At 53.7% G+C, this 15,708-nt stretch carries 13 protein-coding genes and 1 pseudogene; 7 read left to right on the forward strand and 7 right to left on the reverse strand.

Translation table 11 applies throughout. From position 1 onward, the window contains the following. Window positions 1–426: 426 nt before the first annotated feature. Window positions 427–1,149, reverse strand: coding sequence for a ribonuclease PH (rph, locus tag JGZ97_RS05580; protein WP_207061811.1), 723 nt, complete (start codon window positions 1,147–1,149; stop codon window positions 427–429). Between the two features lie 162 nt (window positions 1,150–1,311). On the opposite strand from rph, the gene JGZ97_RS05585 reads away from it, so the two are divergent. The 6 genes and pseudogenes from JGZ97_RS05585 (at window position 1,312) to JGZ97_RS05615 (ending at window position 7,664) form a co-directional block, all read left to right on the forward strand. Further along, complete coding sequence (locus JGZ97_RS05585) at window positions 1,312–2,178, forward strand: YicC/YloC family endoribonuclease (protein ID WP_207061626.1); 867 nt, start codon at window positions 1,312–1,314, stop codon at window positions 2,176–2,178. Window positions 2,179–2,377: 199 nt separating this feature from the next. Next, entirely contained in the window at window positions 2,378–3,571 is a 1,194-nt protein-coding gene (locus tag JGZ97_RS05590) for a site-specific integrase (RefSeq protein ID WP_207061627.1), read from the forward strand. 43 nt (window positions 3,572–3,614) lie between these two features. After that, window positions 3,615–4,475, forward strand: coding sequence for a DUF6387 family protein (locus JGZ97_RS05595; protein WP_207061628.1), 861 nt, complete (start codon window positions 3,615–3,617; stop codon window positions 4,473–4,475). A gap of 139 nt (window positions 4,476–4,614) precedes the next feature. Then, window positions 4,615–4,860, forward strand: coding sequence for an AlpA family transcriptional regulator (locus JGZ97_RS05600; protein ID WP_242521558.1), 246 nt, complete (start codon window positions 4,615–4,617; stop codon window positions 4,858–4,860). Window positions 4,861–4,871: 11 nt separating this feature from the next. Beyond that, a pseudogene (locus tag JGZ97_RS18095) lies at window positions 4,872–7,220 on the forward strand (DUF3987 domain-containing protein). A gap of 3 nt (window positions 7,221–7,223) precedes the next feature. After that, window positions 7,224–7,664 (forward strand): hypothetical protein, encoded by a 441-nt coding sequence (locus JGZ97_RS05615; protein WP_207061632.1) that lies wholly within the window; start codon window positions 7,224–7,226, stop codon window positions 7,662–7,664. Window positions 7,665–8,211: 547 nt separating this feature from the next. Here the strand turns inward: JGZ97_RS05615 and JGZ97_RS05620 are convergent. From JGZ97_RS05620 to JGZ97_RS05635, 4 genes are all read right to left on the reverse strand, one after another. After that, a complete protein-coding gene (locus tag JGZ97_RS05620; RefSeq protein WP_207061633.1) occupies window positions 8,212–8,979 on the reverse strand; it encodes a hypothetical protein in 768 nt (255 codons plus the stop codon). Next, complete coding sequence (locus tag JGZ97_RS05625) at window positions 8,979–9,908, reverse strand: hypothetical protein (protein WP_207061634.1); 930 nt, start codon at window positions 9,906–9,908, stop codon at window positions 8,979–8,981. Before JGZ97_RS05625 ends, JGZ97_RS05620 begins: the two co-directional genes overlap by 1 nt. A 22-nt stretch (window positions 9,909–9,930) precedes the next feature. After that, window positions 9,931–10,530: a hypothetical protein gene (locus tag JGZ97_RS05630; protein ID WP_207061635.1), complete on the reverse strand. Its 600-nt coding sequence runs from the start codon at window positions 10,528–10,530 to the stop codon at window positions 9,931–9,933. A gap of 155 nt (window positions 10,531–10,685) precedes the next feature. Next, window positions 10,686–11,951 (reverse strand): thrombospondin type 3 repeat-containing protein, encoded by a 1,266-nt coding sequence (locus JGZ97_RS05635; protein ID WP_242521559.1) that lies wholly within the window; start codon window positions 11,949–11,951, stop codon window positions 10,686–10,688. A 402-nt stretch (window positions 11,952–12,353) separates the two neighbouring features. Between JGZ97_RS05635 and JGZ97_RS18465 the strand changes: the two genes are divergently transcribed. Continuing rightward, window positions 12,354–13,493 (forward strand): helix-turn-helix transcriptional regulator, encoded by a 1,140-nt coding sequence (locus JGZ97_RS18465; RefSeq protein WP_207061636.1) that lies wholly within the window; start codon window positions 12,354–12,356, stop codon window positions 13,491–13,493. A 265-nt stretch (window positions 13,494–13,758) separates the two neighbouring features. On the opposite strand, the gene JGZ97_RS05645 is transcribed toward JGZ97_RS18465, so the two are convergent. Next, window positions 13,759–14,139: a hypothetical protein gene (locus JGZ97_RS05645; protein ID WP_207061637.1), complete on the reverse strand. Its 381-nt coding sequence runs from the start codon at window positions 14,137–14,139 to the stop codon at window positions 13,759–13,761. A gap of 33 nt (window positions 14,140–14,172) precedes the next feature. Continuing rightward, window positions 14,173–15,435: a hypothetical protein gene (locus JGZ97_RS05650; RefSeq protein ID WP_207061638.1), complete on the reverse strand. Its 1,263-nt coding sequence runs from the start codon at window positions 15,433–15,435 to the stop codon at window positions 14,173–14,175. Window positions 15,436–15,708: the final 273 nt, after the last annotated feature.

A 15,708-nucleotide genomic window follows, 5' to 3' on the forward strand; every position in this document is an offset into this window, starting at 1 on the left:
CCCCAGGCACGCACTACCGGTCCCCTCGCTTTGCTCCGACCGTTTATCGGCTGCGCTTGTCGCAACAGCTTGGATGAGCTGTCTTGTTCGGTCGGCCTTCGCGAGCCCGAGCGCGGTGGGACCTGCCCGCAGGCACGCCGAAAACCCATTTTTGACGATCTATCGACAGGTACCGACGGCGTTCGGGTCGCTTAAGCTGGATTTGCCCCATCCCATCAGGTGCTGGAGCCGGTTTTTATACGGTTCTCCTGCCGCGGCTCTCCTAACCCGTGGCGGTGCTCAAGGAGACCAACGTGGATCTGCCCCGCAACCTGGGCAAGTCGGTGACCGCCGAGCCGGCGAATACTACCGGCGAAAAAAAGCCCCGGCTGAGCGGGGCTTATTTTTAAGAGCGACTTCAATCAGCGTTTTGTCGCGGCGAACGTCTCAGCCGGCCAGCGCCGCCTTCTGAAGCTTGACCAGCTCGCCGATCCCCTTGCTCGCCAGGGCCAGCATGGCGTTGAGCTCGTCCTGGGTAAAGGTCTTGCCCTCGGCGGTGCCCTGCACCTCCACGAAACCGCCTTCCTCGGTCATGATCACGTTCATGTCGGTCTCGGCTTTGGAGTCCTCGGCGTAGTCCAGGTCCAGCACCGGCTGGCCCTTGTAGATGCCCACCGAGACCGCCCCCAGCAGCCCCTTGAAGGGATTGCCCTTCATGGCGCCGTTGCGATCCTTGGCCAGCACGGTGAGGGCGTCCTTGAGGGCCACGCAGGCGCCGGTGATGGCGGCGGTGCGAGTGCCGCCGTCGGCCTGGATCACGTCGCAGTCGATGGTGATGGTGTTCTCGCCCAGGCGCTCCAGGTCCATGACGGCCCGCAGGGAGCGGCCGATCAGGCGCTGGATCTCGACGGTGCGTCCGCCCTGCTTGCCGCGGGCCGCTTCGCGGTCCATGCGCGAGCCGGTGGAGCGGGGCAGCATGCCGTACTCGGCGGTGACCCAGCCCGAGCCGCTGCCGCGCAGAAAGCGGGGCACTCCCCGGCTCACCGAGGCGGTGCAGAGCACCTTGGTGTCGCCGAACTCAACCAGTACCGAACCTTCGGCGTGCTTGGTGTAGTGGCGGGTGAGCTTCACCTCCCGGAGCTGGTCCGGGGCGCGCCCGCTGGGGCGCATGGCGTCCATACCGAGGTTTTTCAACTGGTCGGAAAGGGAGGAAGTCATTAAAGAGCCTTAATCGTAGAGCGGTGGAAATGAAACAGCCCTAGTGCCCGCCAAGAGCGGGTTGTTAGAATAGCTGCCGTTGGAATCCACCCATTTTAATCGAGATCGGTGCTTATGACACGCAGCATGACCGCCTTCGCCCGCCAGCAGAGCGAGCACCCCTGGGGAACCCTGGTCTGGGAGGTGCGCTCGGTGAACCAGCGTTACCTGGAACCCCACCTGCGCCTGCCGGAGAGTTTCCGGGAGCTGGAAGGGGGGCTGCGGGAGCGGCTGCGAAAGGGGCTGCAGCGGGGCAAGGTGGAGTGCACCCTGCGGTTTCATCCCGCGGAGCAGGGTGATGAGCAACTGCAGGTCAACCTGGCGCTGGTCAGCCAGCTGCGGGACGCCGCCCGGCAGGTCAACGAGCTGCTGGCGGATCCGGCGCCGGTGAGCGCCCTGGAGGTGCTGCGCTGGCCGGGCGTACTGCAAGAGCGCAGCCCGGACACCAAGGCGGTGCACCAGGCCGCGCTGGCGCTGTTTGACGTCGCCCTGGCGGAGCTGGTGGAGAACCGCCAGCGCGAGGGCAAGGAGCTGGCCCAACTGATCGAGCAGCGCCTGGCCTCGATCACCGACATCGTCGCCCAGGTACGCAGCCGCCTGCCGGAGATCCTGGCCCGCCAGCGCGAAAATCTGCTGACCCGGCTGGAAGAGGCCAAGCAGGAGCTGGAACCCGCGCGGCTCGAACAGGAAATGGTGCTGGTGGCGCAGAAGGCCGACGTGGACGAGGAGCTGGACCGGCTAGACACCCACGTTGCCGAGGTGAGCCGGGTGCTCAAGCAATCCGGCGCCATCGGCCGACGCCTCGATTTTCTGATGCAGGAACTCAACCGGGAGGCGAACACCCTGTCGTCCAAGTCCATCGTCGCCGAAACCACCCAGTGTGCGGTGGAGCTCAAGGTGCTGATTGAGCAGATGCGGGAGCAGATCCAGAATATCGAATAGTGTCCTGGCTCAAACTCACACATCCTGCTTTTGCCACGTAAGCCCCCTAAAATAGGGGGCTTTTGTTTTTGTGTGTTCTCAAGCTGTTCCTGTTGTGCTTATAATCGCGGTAACCAAATTGGTAACAGAGCGGTAACTAGATTGGTAACCAAGTCGCGGTAACCAAATTTTCAGCCCTGTGGTAACCAGCAGGTGGGAGATGGGACAGCTCACAGACAAAGGGATTAAGGCGATTATTAAATCTGGCGATGAGGGGCGCTTCGCGGACGGTGATGGCCTTTACCTCTGCATTCGCTCTGCAGGCAAGGCGTACTGGGCGCTCCGCTACACAGCTAATGGGAAGCGAAAGCTCTTCACTATCGGCTACTACGAGCACATTTCTCTAGCTGGCGCCCGGACCGAAGCGGGCCTGCTGAGAGCTCGGATCGCCAAAGATGGAACTGATCCGGTCGCCGAGCGCCATAGGGAGAAGCAAAAAGCGATACGAACTACCGATGACTTGTTTGACGACTGGTACAGCCAGCACGCCAAGCGGCTCAAGCATCCTAAGATTCCCCTCCGAAAATATGAGCGTGATATTCAGCCCGTACTAGGAGGGCTCAAAGTAGAAGCCGTAACTCCTCGGGATGTCCGTGCGGTGGTTCACAAGATCACTGCCAGCAAGCGTCCGACGGTTGCAAACGATGCCTTGGCGTTGATGAAGCAGCTGTTCAACCATGGCATTAAGCTGGACGCGATGGCTAGCAACCCTGCTGCAGCTTTTACCAATCAGGATGCCGGAGGTGTCGAAAAGAGCCGCGAACGCATCCTTGAGTTGCCTGAATTGAAAGCGCTTTTTGCCGCACTTCGGAGCCGGCCCGACGCGTTCACGCGTGAAAATTACCTGGCCTGCGCGCTTCTTTTGGTGCTCGGCGTGCGCAAAATGGAACTGCTTGCTGCGCAATGGAGCGAGTTCGATCTTGAGAAGGGTCTATGGTCGCTCTCGGCAGAGCGCACCAAAATGGATGCGGCCGTCTTGATTCCCTTGCCTCCGGCGGCGGTCGCGTGGCTTGAAGAATTGAAGGTCAGGGCATGCGGAAGCGACTATGTATTCCCGCGCCGAAGGGCAAGCAAGCGCTACCCGCACATGAGCCCGGATACCCTTAATGCCGCCCTCAATAAGCTTGCTAAGGCCGGCGTGATTTCCCACTTTACCGTGCATGACCTGCGGCGCAGCTGCCGCTCGCTGCTAGCACGCGTCGGCACTCCGCCTCATATCGCGGAGCGCTGTCTGAATCACAAAATCAAGGGGGTGGAAGGGGTTTATGACCGATATGACTATCTAGACGAACGTCGCACAGCTCTAACCGCAGTGGCGGATATCGCTGCCCCTATCACCAATCTTGACGTCTAGATGCGACAACGACCCTAGAATTAATACCCAAAGAGAAACAGTTTTGAAACGTATCAAGTCCCTTAAAGACCTTCCTTCATGGTTTGACATCAAGAACTATGATGCGCTGTTAGGCCTCACGCTGCAGGAACTTCTCGAGCAATTGGAAGTACGAGGAACAATGCGCGGTTTCCTCTACGAAGAAGATTCCATCATTGTTAAGCGGATACGCAGTGGTAATCCGATTTTACCCACCTATTGCAGTGAAGAAGCAGAGCGCGCTTTCGCTGACAGTCAAAGAGCCCGTGGCCTATCTTATGAGCCAACACCACAGTTAGCATCTAGCCGGTCCATTAATCCGCTCAGGTTTTATGACCTAGCGCCGGCTAGTGTAATCGCTCGTGACGATGAAATTTACAAGGTAGGCGATGACGGCCTCGTCATGAATAGAAAACGCGCTTTATCTAATGTTTCTCTTCATCCTGATCCTAGTTTCGAAAGCGCCATATGGACAGCGATACGCCTCGACGGGTCAAGCGATGAAGAAATTTTGGCCGAGCTGCGCAGCTTGCTGCCTTCGTGGCGAGAGCAGAAGGGCACTCCGCCACCTGACTACTCCGTAGGGCGCCTTGGTGAAGCTACCTTTAAAAATATTGTGCGCTATGGGGCGATCCCTCTTCTAGATTTGATGCAGTGGGAGGACATGAGCGGTTCAAAAATATCCAATGCTGTTTTGGCGCGCGTTATCTTTAGCCACGACAACGATATGATAAAAGGTGAAGAGCATCTAAAGAAAACGGTCCGGCCATTCGTGCAACATGTCATCTCCGGTGAGCTAACGACCAGGCTGGAAGCGCTCTTACTGCGAAAGCCCGAGCTACAATCGCGACGCGTCGAAGACCACATTGCCATCATGGAGGGGTAATTTCGCTACGCCGAAATTACCCTCGTTTTCATGCAGCTCAAAGATCATCCATAAAGAGAATAATGAAAATACACTGATAAAACAGATAGATACGCGCAGTATCACTTCCGTCCAAGCTGAAACACTGGAGGAAGTGACTTTGAAACCCTACATCACACCCACCCCCGAGCAGCGTACCGCAGCGCTTGAAGCGGCGGGAGCCCAAGAAGGCCTCTGCCGAGACAAAGAGCGTTGCAGCATCACCTCCTTGAGCCGTTCCAGAACCTGGCAGCTCGAGCGCGAAGGCAAGCACCCGAAGCGGATCGCACTTGGCCCCAATTCTGTTGCCTGGCGGCGGTCTGACCTTCTGGTCTGGGTCGAGCAACAACAGTGCCGCAACGGCTAGTGAGGTGAGATATGCATACAACCGTCCCATTCTCATTAGTTGATCCCGCCGTACAGTATGCTCGCGCCGGCTATGCGGTTTTCCCGCTGGAGCCGGGCGGCAAAAAACCCGCAACGCCCCGCGGCTTCAAAGATGCGAAGCGTTGTCCTGATCAGGTGCGCGCGCTGTGGCGCAACCCTGCTAGCAATATCGGCTTGCCCACAGGAAGCATCAATGGCTTCTTTGTCGTCGATGTGGACGAGCCCACGCAGTGGTTTGAACTGGTTGAAACGCACGGAGGAGAGCTTCCCTCCGGCCCCAAAGCCACTACTGATAAGGGGTTCCATCTTTATTTTGCTATCCCGCAGGAATTGAAAGGACAGCACATCCGCAATCGCGCCAACCTGGCCGGATGCTTCGATGTTCGTGGTGATGGGGGCTACGTGGTGGCTCCGCCGTCGGTTCACCCCAATGGCCACCGCTACGAATTCGCTGAGAAGCTGTCTACGACCCCGCTGCCGATGCCTCCCGCCTGGTTGTTGGACCTCATCGGCCGGTCGGAAGATGCTCCGCGGGTACATAGCGATAGCTCAGGAACTATTGAACGTGTCAGCCGTTATGGACAGGCCGCACTCAATCAGGAGTGCAGTCGTATTGCTGCAACTCAAGAGGGGGGCCGTAACGATGCGCTCAACTGTGCGGCATTCTCAATCGGCCAGCTGGTGGCGGGCGGTGAGCTTTCGTTGGCAGAATCTCACGCCGCCCTTGCGGAGGCCGCGACCTCGGCAGGGCTGCCAGCGCATGAAGTTGATAAGACGCTGACCAACGGCCTTGAAGCGGGTATGCAGGTGCCGAGGCAGGCACCTGACGAGTCACTCACACATGGCAACCAGGAAGCGCGTAGCGCGGATGATAACCCGGCGCCAAAAATCCACTGGTCACCCCCCAAGCCCTTAAAGAACGAATTGCTCCCGGTGGAAGCGTTCGATCCCGAGCTCCTCCCTGAACCGTTGCGGGACTTTGTGGTGGATCTGTCGGAACGCAAGGACAACGCGCCCATGGACTTTGGTGCAATCGGGGTGATGGTCGCCCTGAGCAGCCTGCTGGGTCGAAAGCTTGGTATTCACCCCAAGCGTCATGACGACTGGCTGGTGATCCCTAATCTTTGGGGTGTCATTGTCGGGCGGCCGTCGATGAAAAAGACGCCCACCTTGGATGATGCGATTCGCCCGCTTAAACGCCTGGAGGGCGAAGCGAAAACGGATTTTATCGCCGCATCAGCAGACTATCAGGCAGCCCAAAAACTGGATCAGCTTCAGCAAAAGGAAGTTGAAAAGCGCGCGGCGAAGTTGGTCAAACAGGACAAGCACAGCGACGCTCACACTCTGCTGCTCGAAGCATAGGAGAGCGTGCCGTTAGAGCCGGCCCGGCGGCGCTACTTGGTAAACGATGCCACGGTCGAAAAACTTGGTGAGATTCTGTCTGAAAACCCCATGGGTATCCTGCTGTTCCGGGATGAGCTGACCGGCTGGATGAACAGCATGGAGCGCGAGGGCCGCGGACAAGATCGCGCGTTTTATTTGGAGGCCTGGGGTGGTCAGGGGAGCTTCACTTATGACCGAATCGGTCGCGGCACGGTGGAGATTAAGAGCACCACCGTTAGCGTTCTCGGCGGAATCCAACCCGGAAAGCTGCAGCCGTATCTGATGGCGCAGCGCAACGGTAGCGGTGACGATGGCTTCATTGAGCGGCTACAGATGATGGTGTATCCCGATCAGGGCAAATTCCAGCATATCGACCGCCAACCAAACCAAGACGCTCAAGCGCGCGCCGATGCGGTGTTTCAGCGCTTCAATGAAATCCCCCCCAGTGATGATGTCGTTCCCGCGCTGCGCTTCTCTGAGGAGGCTCAAACGCTGTTTGATGAATGGTATTCGGAGCTAATGCAACGAATCCGCACGGGGGAGAGCAGCGCTCAGATGGAGAGCCACCTGAGCAAATACCCTTCCCTGATGGCCAGCCTCGCACTTCTTATTCATGTGGCTGAGGTCGGCACCGAGGAGCCGGTATCGGCTGAATCTGCGGCGCGGGCGGCGGACTGGTGCGACTACTTGGAAAGTCATGCCCGACGTGTTTACGCACTCGGTCATGATTCCGCTGTTGGCGCTCGTTCGCTGGTGGAGCGCCTACCTAAGCTCCCCAATCCTTTTCGGATCAGTGATATCAACCGTAAGCAATGGGGGGGATTGAGCAACGCTGAGGACATTTACCGCGCGCTGGATACGCTTTGCGAGCATGGCTACCTGTACCGGGAAACAGTCCCTACATCCACCAAGCCGAAAACGCTCTACCACATCAACCCAGCCGTCCGTGAGGACTGACGGATGGGACGATACCTCAATGCGTTACGGGAAAGGGAAAAAGCAAAAAGCACCTCCTGCGCTCCCGATGATTCCGACAAATTCAAAAAATCGGTTTTATCGGGTGCAAGTCCTGCGAATTCTGAAGAGTCTTCCGCCAAAAAGAATACCGCGGCCATTGGCGACGGGCCGGAGATACCGCCGCGCCAAGAGGTAACTGGAGGAGGCTCGTTCTCTGCTCAATCAGCCGCGGACTTCCTTGACCACATTGCACGAGGGGTAGAGGTGGACGTAGAGACTTTGTTGAACCTTGGCGTTCTGGCTCAGCAGGATATCGAAGACCTGAAAGCAGGTATGTACCGTCGTGAGCATATTGCAGCTTACCTGGATGTCGTACGCCAAGCGCTGGACTTGCAGAAAGGGACCGAAGTTTCGACAAAAATGAAGCTAGCAGGCAAGCGGTAATGATATGGGGTTTTTCTACGAATCGTTTGGGAGACTCGGTGCAGCACCATGGGGTGTTCGGCGCTTCCTCTGCATGGAGCATAGAGTTTGATATTTACCACCTGCGGTTACTACTTCGGCATAGAACTGAACAGTAAAGATAAGGTATTAGGTGCACACCCGTTCCTTGCTCATCAGCCAAACCATCGACCGGTCGCTTATGCGAACTTTGCAGACATTGTCTCTGCTGTAGCCGAGCGGCGGGAACCGCCCCGAAGGAGCCGCTGAGAGCCTGCGAACCATTCAACCATCCTTGATCGCCAGAAACATGAAAGCGGACGCTGGCTGTGGTGGCTGGTCGCGACAGGAGCTGCTCATTATCAGACATTCTGGGGCGGATGGTGTGGTTCCCCAGCTATGAGCTGTGCTTGATGTCAGGGCTGAATAACGTCCCGCGTCACCGGTAGTAAAAGCATAGGAGGAACGAGCGGCGCTTTTTTACTCCCCGAGTGGATGCTGTTGTTGTGCTGCATAGTTTTCAGGAAGCTCACCAATTGCCACAAAAATGTTAAAGTAACCTTGACCGAATTGACATGCCGTAATTCTGTAGTACCTTATCCACGAGAGCGCAGTCATTTTTACTGCCATGAACTACTATTTCCTTGATAAAGTTCCTGATAGGTTTTCCATCATGCTCTGCTAAAATGTAGTATGGTGATCCTTTTACGCAATCTATTCGCACATGATCAGAAGTTAAACCAGCAATTAATCTCCATTCCCTCTGGCGATAATATCGCAATTCAAGCGTGTCTGTTTGGCGTGTGTAATCTGTAAAATATAGGATATTCCCTAAAAACCTTATTGCCCCTTCTAATTCACCAATATCTTCAACATGGTCGTATAGTTCCGACCGGTATTTATTTGGCAAACATTTAATCTTATCCATAATGGTGCGAAGTTCAGTGAGGCGATACAACAAAGAAACTCCAATCCGATCTTCTGTGTCTTTTTCGTCGTTACCGATAGGGGCAGGTAAATAGAATACGGGGAAGCCTCCCAGTGCTCTTATGAATTCTGTTTCAAAGCCAATTCCTACTGGCCCAAATGCTTCACAATGATCACGAAGGTCGCTTTCGCAATTTAAAGAAGTAAGACAGAGCCGATATTGCCTAACTTGGAGGCTTTTATTACATCCACAGGGGTCTTTCCACGGCACTTCGGGATCTTCCTTAACCAGGAAAAACCCATTTTTCAAAATCCCTTTTAAAACATCAATCGCAGGATCAATTGAATTTCTCTTTGACCTACAAAAGCAATGATAAAGCAGGTGGCCCATTAGCGCATTAGAAGTCTAGGCGTATCGCCATGACTGCCTTTTAATTGATGAGATGCGAATCGTAGCTTTGACCAATGCTTGGGGTATTCATCTCGGATATGCCGTAAAAATGATGCAATGTTTGAAAACTTGGTAGATCTGTTTAACAGCTCCGGATTCGTTTCGTGAATCATTTTCAAAATATTTCCGCGTGAAAAATTAACGACCCTTTTTTGGTCATCAAGGAATGTGAAGCTAGGTGAACCAGACAAACTTATAGCACTTTTTGCGCAGTTTACCCTGAATGAGGGTTGTGCATGCTCATCGGTCCAAGTCCAATTAACAACACCTTCCGATGAAAGTTGTCTCTCAATTAGGCTTGCATTGGCAGGGTCTCTGGCATACTGCTGCAAGTCAGTCAATAGCAGATCCAGCGTCAACAGCGTTTCACCAGCCTTAGTTTTTGCTAGAGCAGGGCTCACTTCTATGAACCAGACAGAACGCGGAGAAACCCGATTTTTATAAAGAAGTTTAATGTCTTTAGTTGTTGGTTTTCCAAGTAGGTTAATGTTGCGAAACACTTGTTCACTTTCACTAGCGACCAGGTCAATAGCCCCCTTTATCAACCATGTATCCGCTGTGTAGCTTCCACTGCATTTTTCACCGAAGAAAAACCCTCTTTTTCCAAAAACTATTTGGATCGTGCTTGAATTTTTACCAGGCAAAAGGTTAGCCGACTCGATTTTACACCTATCACTACCAGTACTATCGCAAGATGCAATGCTTCGTAAAATTACTCCGCCTCCTGCGGTACTAATACTCCCCTCAATGACTTCAGTTGGCGCATACGCTGGTCCTGAATCGAATGCAACACCTTTTAGCCCTGCTGATGCAGAAACTGAAAGCAATATTACGACAAAGACAGAACAGAGTCGAATTTGGAATTTCATATCATTCCCCTTTTCCAGTAATTCAGCTGCTGTCTATTCCTAATTCCGTTATCAGCCGTGCTGATGTATCAGCATATAGTTCATTAAATTCATCTCTTCGTAATCTCTGAGTATTTGAGACAAACATCTCATCCCAACTAGGTTTCCAGTTATCTCCCCAAGCTTTCTTATACATGCTGACATTAGCCCGTGATGCGGCAGCTAATCCTGCACCCCTATTAGTAACAAAACATGCATTAATTAGTCGAGCATATGATTCTCTAAACTGTTCAGACCACAAAAATTTGTAAATATAAAAGTTGCGATCCAAGTTGCGCTTGAGATCAAGTAAGACTGGTGGTTCCATAGACCCCCAGTTGCCAATGTAATTAAATGCACAGTAGAGATTGTTTAAATCTTTTGCCATCTCTTCAAAAACACGAAGTCTCCATTCTACTTGAATACGAGTTCGCCATTCGTTGTTCTCACGTCGTTGCAACTCTGACTTTATAGCAAACCCAATAATTGCGAGTACAGCAGGAACTGCGGCTTGAACCACAAGTTTTGCTACATCTAGGCTAGTCCAATCTGACACAAAACCCCTCTTTGCATGACTTTCCAGCTTGTTGATTTGATTCGCCATTTTTTCCCTCTAACCCAAAGGAGTGGGAAAAAGATGCCAAAGTCTCAATTAACGGGAAGCTGGGAGGAAAAATAGTGTGGCCATCAACACAACGTGCGATCGACGACCGTTTTGCCCGAAAGCGCCCCGCCTTGGCGGGGCGGCAATCGATATGACTACCTTCGTTTCGCTGCTTCCTTAATAAACAACGACTTCTCTGTTTCGTTTATCAGCCCAAGTGCCACGGATTCATTCGCTGCGTGGGCAACGCAGTTCACGTATTTGCCGTGCTGAACAAAATTGCTTATGTCACATGCTCTGGCGATTCTTTGCGCTCCTGTGCAGCCATCTAAGTCAACAGGCAACGAAGGTGGCGACAGCGGGCACAGATCAACTTGGTCATCAACTCCATCGCCGTCACTATCGCCATCGCAAGCATCGCCGATGCCGTCGAGGTCAGCGTCAGATTGAGCCGGATTGGGGTCTTGCGGGCAGTTATCCTGCGTATCCTCAACGCCATCGCCGTCATCATCGACATCGCAAGAATCACCGGCGCCATCGCCATCAATATCGATCTGGTCCGGGTTCGCAACCAACGGACAGTTGTCCGTTACATCGGGCACCCCATCAGAATCCTGATCGATTGCGCCACAACTCAAGTCATAATCCACTCCAGACAGCGTCAAGGATGTGGGACTGACGGCACAGGGCTCGGACACAGTAAAAATACCCAGACCGGCTGCTACATCTCGGAGGACATAAGTAAGTTCTGGAACAAGAGTGACCGTCGCATCCCCAAAGCGATGCTCCGTTACTTGCAAAATGTACCAAGCCTGAGAGATCGAGTTCCTATCAATCACAGAGACATCGGTGTTGGCGAAAGAAAGCGCTCCCGCGGCCCCAGATGCTGCGGTGCTATCAAACACATTCACCGTTCCATCGCCGAGCAGCGTGATCAGGAAGGCGCTTGACTGCAAACCGACTGCAACTCGGTATGCATTGCCAATAGAGCCGTTAAAGTTCAGGTGATTACTAGGAACTAAGTTAACCGTCTGCAGGCCAGTTACGGATTCGGTCACACGGCCGATCTCCCACAGGCCTGCATATTGGCCCGGATCGATCACAACCGGCAGTGTGAGTATGCTTAGAACGCCGCTCCCTCCGATCGCGGAGACGCCATCAAAATCAGGGGGTAGCGTTATCATTCCAGCTTCATCCACGGAGAATATCACCAACCCCGTCGTCCCTGGCCGGAATCGGTGTACTCCTGGGTCAAGATCAACCACAGCTGTTCCGCTTCGGAATTGACCGTCAATGTCCATATCCCAAAGACCGGTGTAGTTTCCGGTATCAATCGTTACTGCAACGGCATATACGTTGGCTGAGCCGAATAGACTGAGCATTACGGTCAAAATGACCGCGTAGATGTTTGTTCTTTTCATTGCGGCCTCCTCGCTGGGAAAATCAGCCTTTTGCCCGTTGGCACTGACACCACGCTACGGACCGGGGTCAGTGGCCACTGGGCCTCCCCCCCTTCCAATCGATATGGCTGATCTCGACTGCAAAAAACACTCCACGCTTGCACCAACACAAAAACAACACGCTAGATGAGATTTGCGCCGGCCCAGTAAAAGGTTCCGTCTACCCCATCTGGGGTAGGCGGCCCGCGCAACAAAACGACAACCATCTAATCTGGAAATGATTTTCAAAGAAATCCGAGAAAACGCTCTTTCCGCCGGCCGATGAACGCCGCGCGGAAGTGATAAATTTTTCGACTACCCTAGTTGAATAGCCCTTCGCATATAGTGGATAAAGTCATTTGTTGAAACCCGAGGAGGCATGAGGTGGACGATCTAACCGCGGTACTTGCCACGGTGGAAGCGATCTACTCCGCACCAGGAAGCGCCGACAACTGGCCGCAAGCGGTCGAGTCCATCACCAAGGTATCCGGCGGCTCAGCGGGAGCCTACTTTGTATTGAGCGGGGAAGATCAGAGCACCGAGGTGGCGGCTGATTACGGTTATGACGCGGAGGATAGGGTGCTTTACCAAAGCCCTTACGGGGTAGAAAACGACATCCGTTATCAGTACATGCACAACCTGATACCGGGACAGGTCTTTCGCGATTTAGAGTTCGTGACCGACGCCCAAGCCTATCACGACAGCAAGTGGATTCAGTTTCAGCGCGAAAAGCACGGCGTTTTCTGGTGCCTCTGCGCCCGCGTGAGCCCGCACAATCTTTGGAAAGACTTCATCGCCATCAACCGGCTTGAGGCATGGGGGCAGCACACCGATCAGGAAAAAATCCATCTGCAATTGTTGCTGCCCCACCTTTCGCGGGCGGTCGAGCTGCACCGCACCGTCAGTCGACTGGAGTCGCGTTACGGCGCCGTGCTAGCGGTACTCGACAAACTGCTCGTGGGCTTGGTGATTTTTGACCAAGCCGGCCGGGTGATTGTATCCAACACCACCGCGCAGGCCGAGGCCGACACGACCGGCGCCTACCGCTTCACTGCGACGGGCCAACTCCAGCTGCGTCACTCACCGCTGCAGCATCGCTTCGAACAACTCCTAGCCGAAACATTGAAAACCAGTAAGCAGGAGGGGCGCAGTGAAGGGGGGCTGCTGCCGTTACCCTGCCCCAATAAAAGCGGCACGCTGTTATTCGAACTGATGCCCGTGCGCGATGATGGCTTCAGCGACTCCGACAATATCAGGGGCGCTGCCCTGTTCGTGATCAACCCGGACCGTAGTGAAGTGGCTGACCTGCTCGGGCTTAGCAAAATTTTCGAGCTAACCGAAGCGGAAACTGATATCGCTCGCAGCCTGGTGGAGGGGCTGGCATTGAATGAGATCGCCGAGGTCCGGCATTCGTCGGTTAGCACCGTCAGGACTCAACTCAAGTCAGTGTTTGCAAAGACCGGGACGCGGTCTCAGGCAGGGTTGGTCAGGCTGGCGTTGAAGGCCAATCCTCCTGTCGCGTGAAGCAGATTGGGATGCCTCCCGGTTAGCTCCAGCAATCCACTCGGCCTGTTCCAATGCCCGCCAAGGGGTTAAAACCGGCGGTGTCTAAGCTTTGTCTAGAAAAGCATCAAAGCCGTTCAAATCGCGGTGCCGCGATGCAGATCTTCAAGGAACTTGAGGACCGTCCTGATCGCCACAAGCTCCTCTTTGTACTGTCCGATAACGGAGAACGAGCACAACTATTCGCGAGTTGGGTTGTCGTTTTCAAGCGTGCCAACGAGGGTGGTCAGAAGGCGCCGTAGTGTTGACTTTCGTTGTATTCCATCAAGCAGTCTAAGCACCACTTGGTCAGCCCGTCTGCGTTTTTTTCAGAGACGCCGAAGTCATGCTTAAACATCGTGCGGTGGCAGTTGCGGCAGGTCTTTCTCTGAATGACCGGGGGCGGGCCCAGATAGGGATCATCCATAGCTTCAAGTTGCTCCTTGATCAGGGCGACGAGCTTCTCCTTGTGCGTCTCTTTGAGATAGCGAGCGCCCTTCTGGGTACTTTCCCAATGCTTATGAGGTTGCTCGACGACCTCCACAAGGCTTAACCGTTTCAGGGCGGTGTAAATGCGGGCCTTGGTTTCTCCAAGCCCATCAGCCAAATTCTGAACAAACTGCTCCATGATCAACTCCTGGGTCAGGTGGATGAATGCCGCTCAGCGTGAATTGGCGTAGATTTCGCTCGGGCTTCTCAGGTCTGACAAAAATAGACTCTGCTCTTTGTCCCCGGTCTTAAAGCGCACTAACGCGACCTTGTCGTTGGATTGCTCTGGAATACCCCAGTAAATACGCAGGCGATTACTACTGCCGGTGCTGATGTGCTTGGTGACCTCCCACCAGTGGTTATTGCCCTTAACACGCGACGAGAATTTCTCTCCCCGCTCGAGCATTTTTAGGGTGCCCATCAGGGATCGATAATTGGTAACGTTGCTCGCGATTTCGTCGAACGACTGATCATCAAAAACGATTCGGGGGAATACATGGGGTAGCAGACTATGTAGCAGTTGCTGTTTGGCCTTGGATGCCTTTTCCGACGGCTTCTTTATGCTTTGGTGATAACTGAGTTCATCCTTTAACCCGTCGATGGTTTCGTGCGCGTGTTCGAGTTGTTTTCTTAACTCGCCGTTCTCTTCATCGAGCTTCTTCAGATCGGCATCAAACGCTTGGATGTACTCATCGACAGCTTCTTTTTGAGCGTTCCGAATGGGTGTGGTGTCGAGCTTTGCTGCGGTAAGTTGTCGTGAGAGTTTATCAACGCGGTGTTGTGCTTCGTTGAGCCTTAGGCTGGTTTCTGAATATTCCTTTTCGAGAGCGCCCAGCTCGTCAGTTTTTGTCGCGTAAACTCGAAGATGTAGGTCCAGCTGTTCGGATAAAGAGCGGTTTTCGTTCAGCAGAAAATTAATTAGTACCTGTTCACTATCGATGGAATCGCAGGGGGACTGCCGATGATCATAGTTGCCACCGTCCTCTCTTATTACGTTTCTAGACTCCTCCGTTACTAGTTCGAGAACTCTATTTTCGACGTCTTTGTCGTTAGGGGAGTTGCACAGGCGAACAAACCAGTCGTATTGATAGCCGTCATCGGCAGGTCTGAAGCTTTCGGCTGCTCGTATAAAGTCGATACCGCTATTACGAAGAACTTGCTTTGCTTTCTGGAAGGCTTCTTCTGGGCCATCAAAAACAAAGTATATTCCGTAAGGGTTCTTCTCGATGCTCCATGCTTTGATGAAACATAGATCAGGCTTATAAAGCAGCCGCCAGCGGTAATGCTCGTCTTGCACATAGAGCGACTCTCTATGGGCATGAAGATGGCGACTAACCGCTCTTCTGTCTGCACCAATGCTTGCTGCAACTTCCCTCGCAAGCTGGTCGGGATAGGCTTGCAGGTGTTCTTGTACGGCGGCCTTAATAGAACTCATCTCTGCGTCTCCGTTTCCCTACTTTGGACGAAAGCATGTCTCTGCTGAGCTCGCGCATATTTGAGCCAAGCAGAAACATATCAATAAAAATCAACAATATGAATACGCGGCCCATCAGTGAACAGCTTGGAGACACTTATTAACCAGCCGCTTCTAACCACCAAAGAAGCTGCCCGTTACCTCGGACGGGCAAGGCATTTCTTGAACGAGATCGTTGGGCTGGGGCGCGCATTCCATTTATCCGAGTAGGTTTCTATAAGTGGTGCGAGCATG

It is taken from the genome of Motiliproteus sp. SC1-56, assembly GCF_017309075.1.
In the GTDB taxonomy this organism is placed as follows: Bacteria; Pseudomonadota; Gammaproteobacteria; order Pseudomonadales; family Balneatricaceae; genus Motiliproteus.

Coding starts and splice junctions, on each gene's coding strand:
- rph (WP_207061811.1), bottom strand. CDS start 1,149: ATGCGCCCCAGCGGGCGCGCCCCGGACCAGCTCCGGGAGGTGAAGCTC.
- JGZ97_RS05585 (WP_207061626.1), top strand. CDS start 1,312: ATGACACGCAGCATGACCGCCTTCGCCCGCCAGCAGAGCGAGCACCCC.
- JGZ97_RS05590 (WP_207061627.1), top strand. CDS start 2,378: ATGGGACAGCTCACAGACAAAGGGATTAAGGCGATTATTAAATCTGGC.
- JGZ97_RS05615 (WP_207061632.1), top strand. CDS start 7,224: ATGGGACGATACCTCAATGCGTTACGGGAAAGGGAAAAAGCAAAAAGC.
- JGZ97_RS05620 (WP_207061633.1), bottom strand. CDS start 8,979: ATGGGCCACCTGCTTTATCATTGCTTTTGTAGGTCAAAGAGAAATTCA.
- JGZ97_RS05625 (WP_207061634.1), bottom strand. CDS start 9,908: ATGAAATTCCAAATTCGACTCTGTTCTGTCTTTGTCGTAATATTGCTT.
- JGZ97_RS05630 (WP_207061635.1), bottom strand. CDS start 10,530: ATGGCGAATCAAATCAACAAGCTGGAAAGTCATGCAAAGAGGGGTTTT.
- JGZ97_RS05635 (WP_242521559.1), bottom strand. CDS start 11,951: ATGAAAAGAACAAACATCTACGCGGTCATTTTGACCGTAATGCTCAGT.
- JGZ97_RS05645 (WP_207061637.1), bottom strand. CDS start 14,139: ATGGAGCAGTTTGTTCAGAATTTGGCTGATGGGCTTGGAGAAACCAAG.
- JGZ97_RS05650 (WP_207061638.1), bottom strand. CDS start 15,435: ATGAGTTCTATTAAGGCCGCCGTACAAGAACACCTGCAAGCCTATCCC.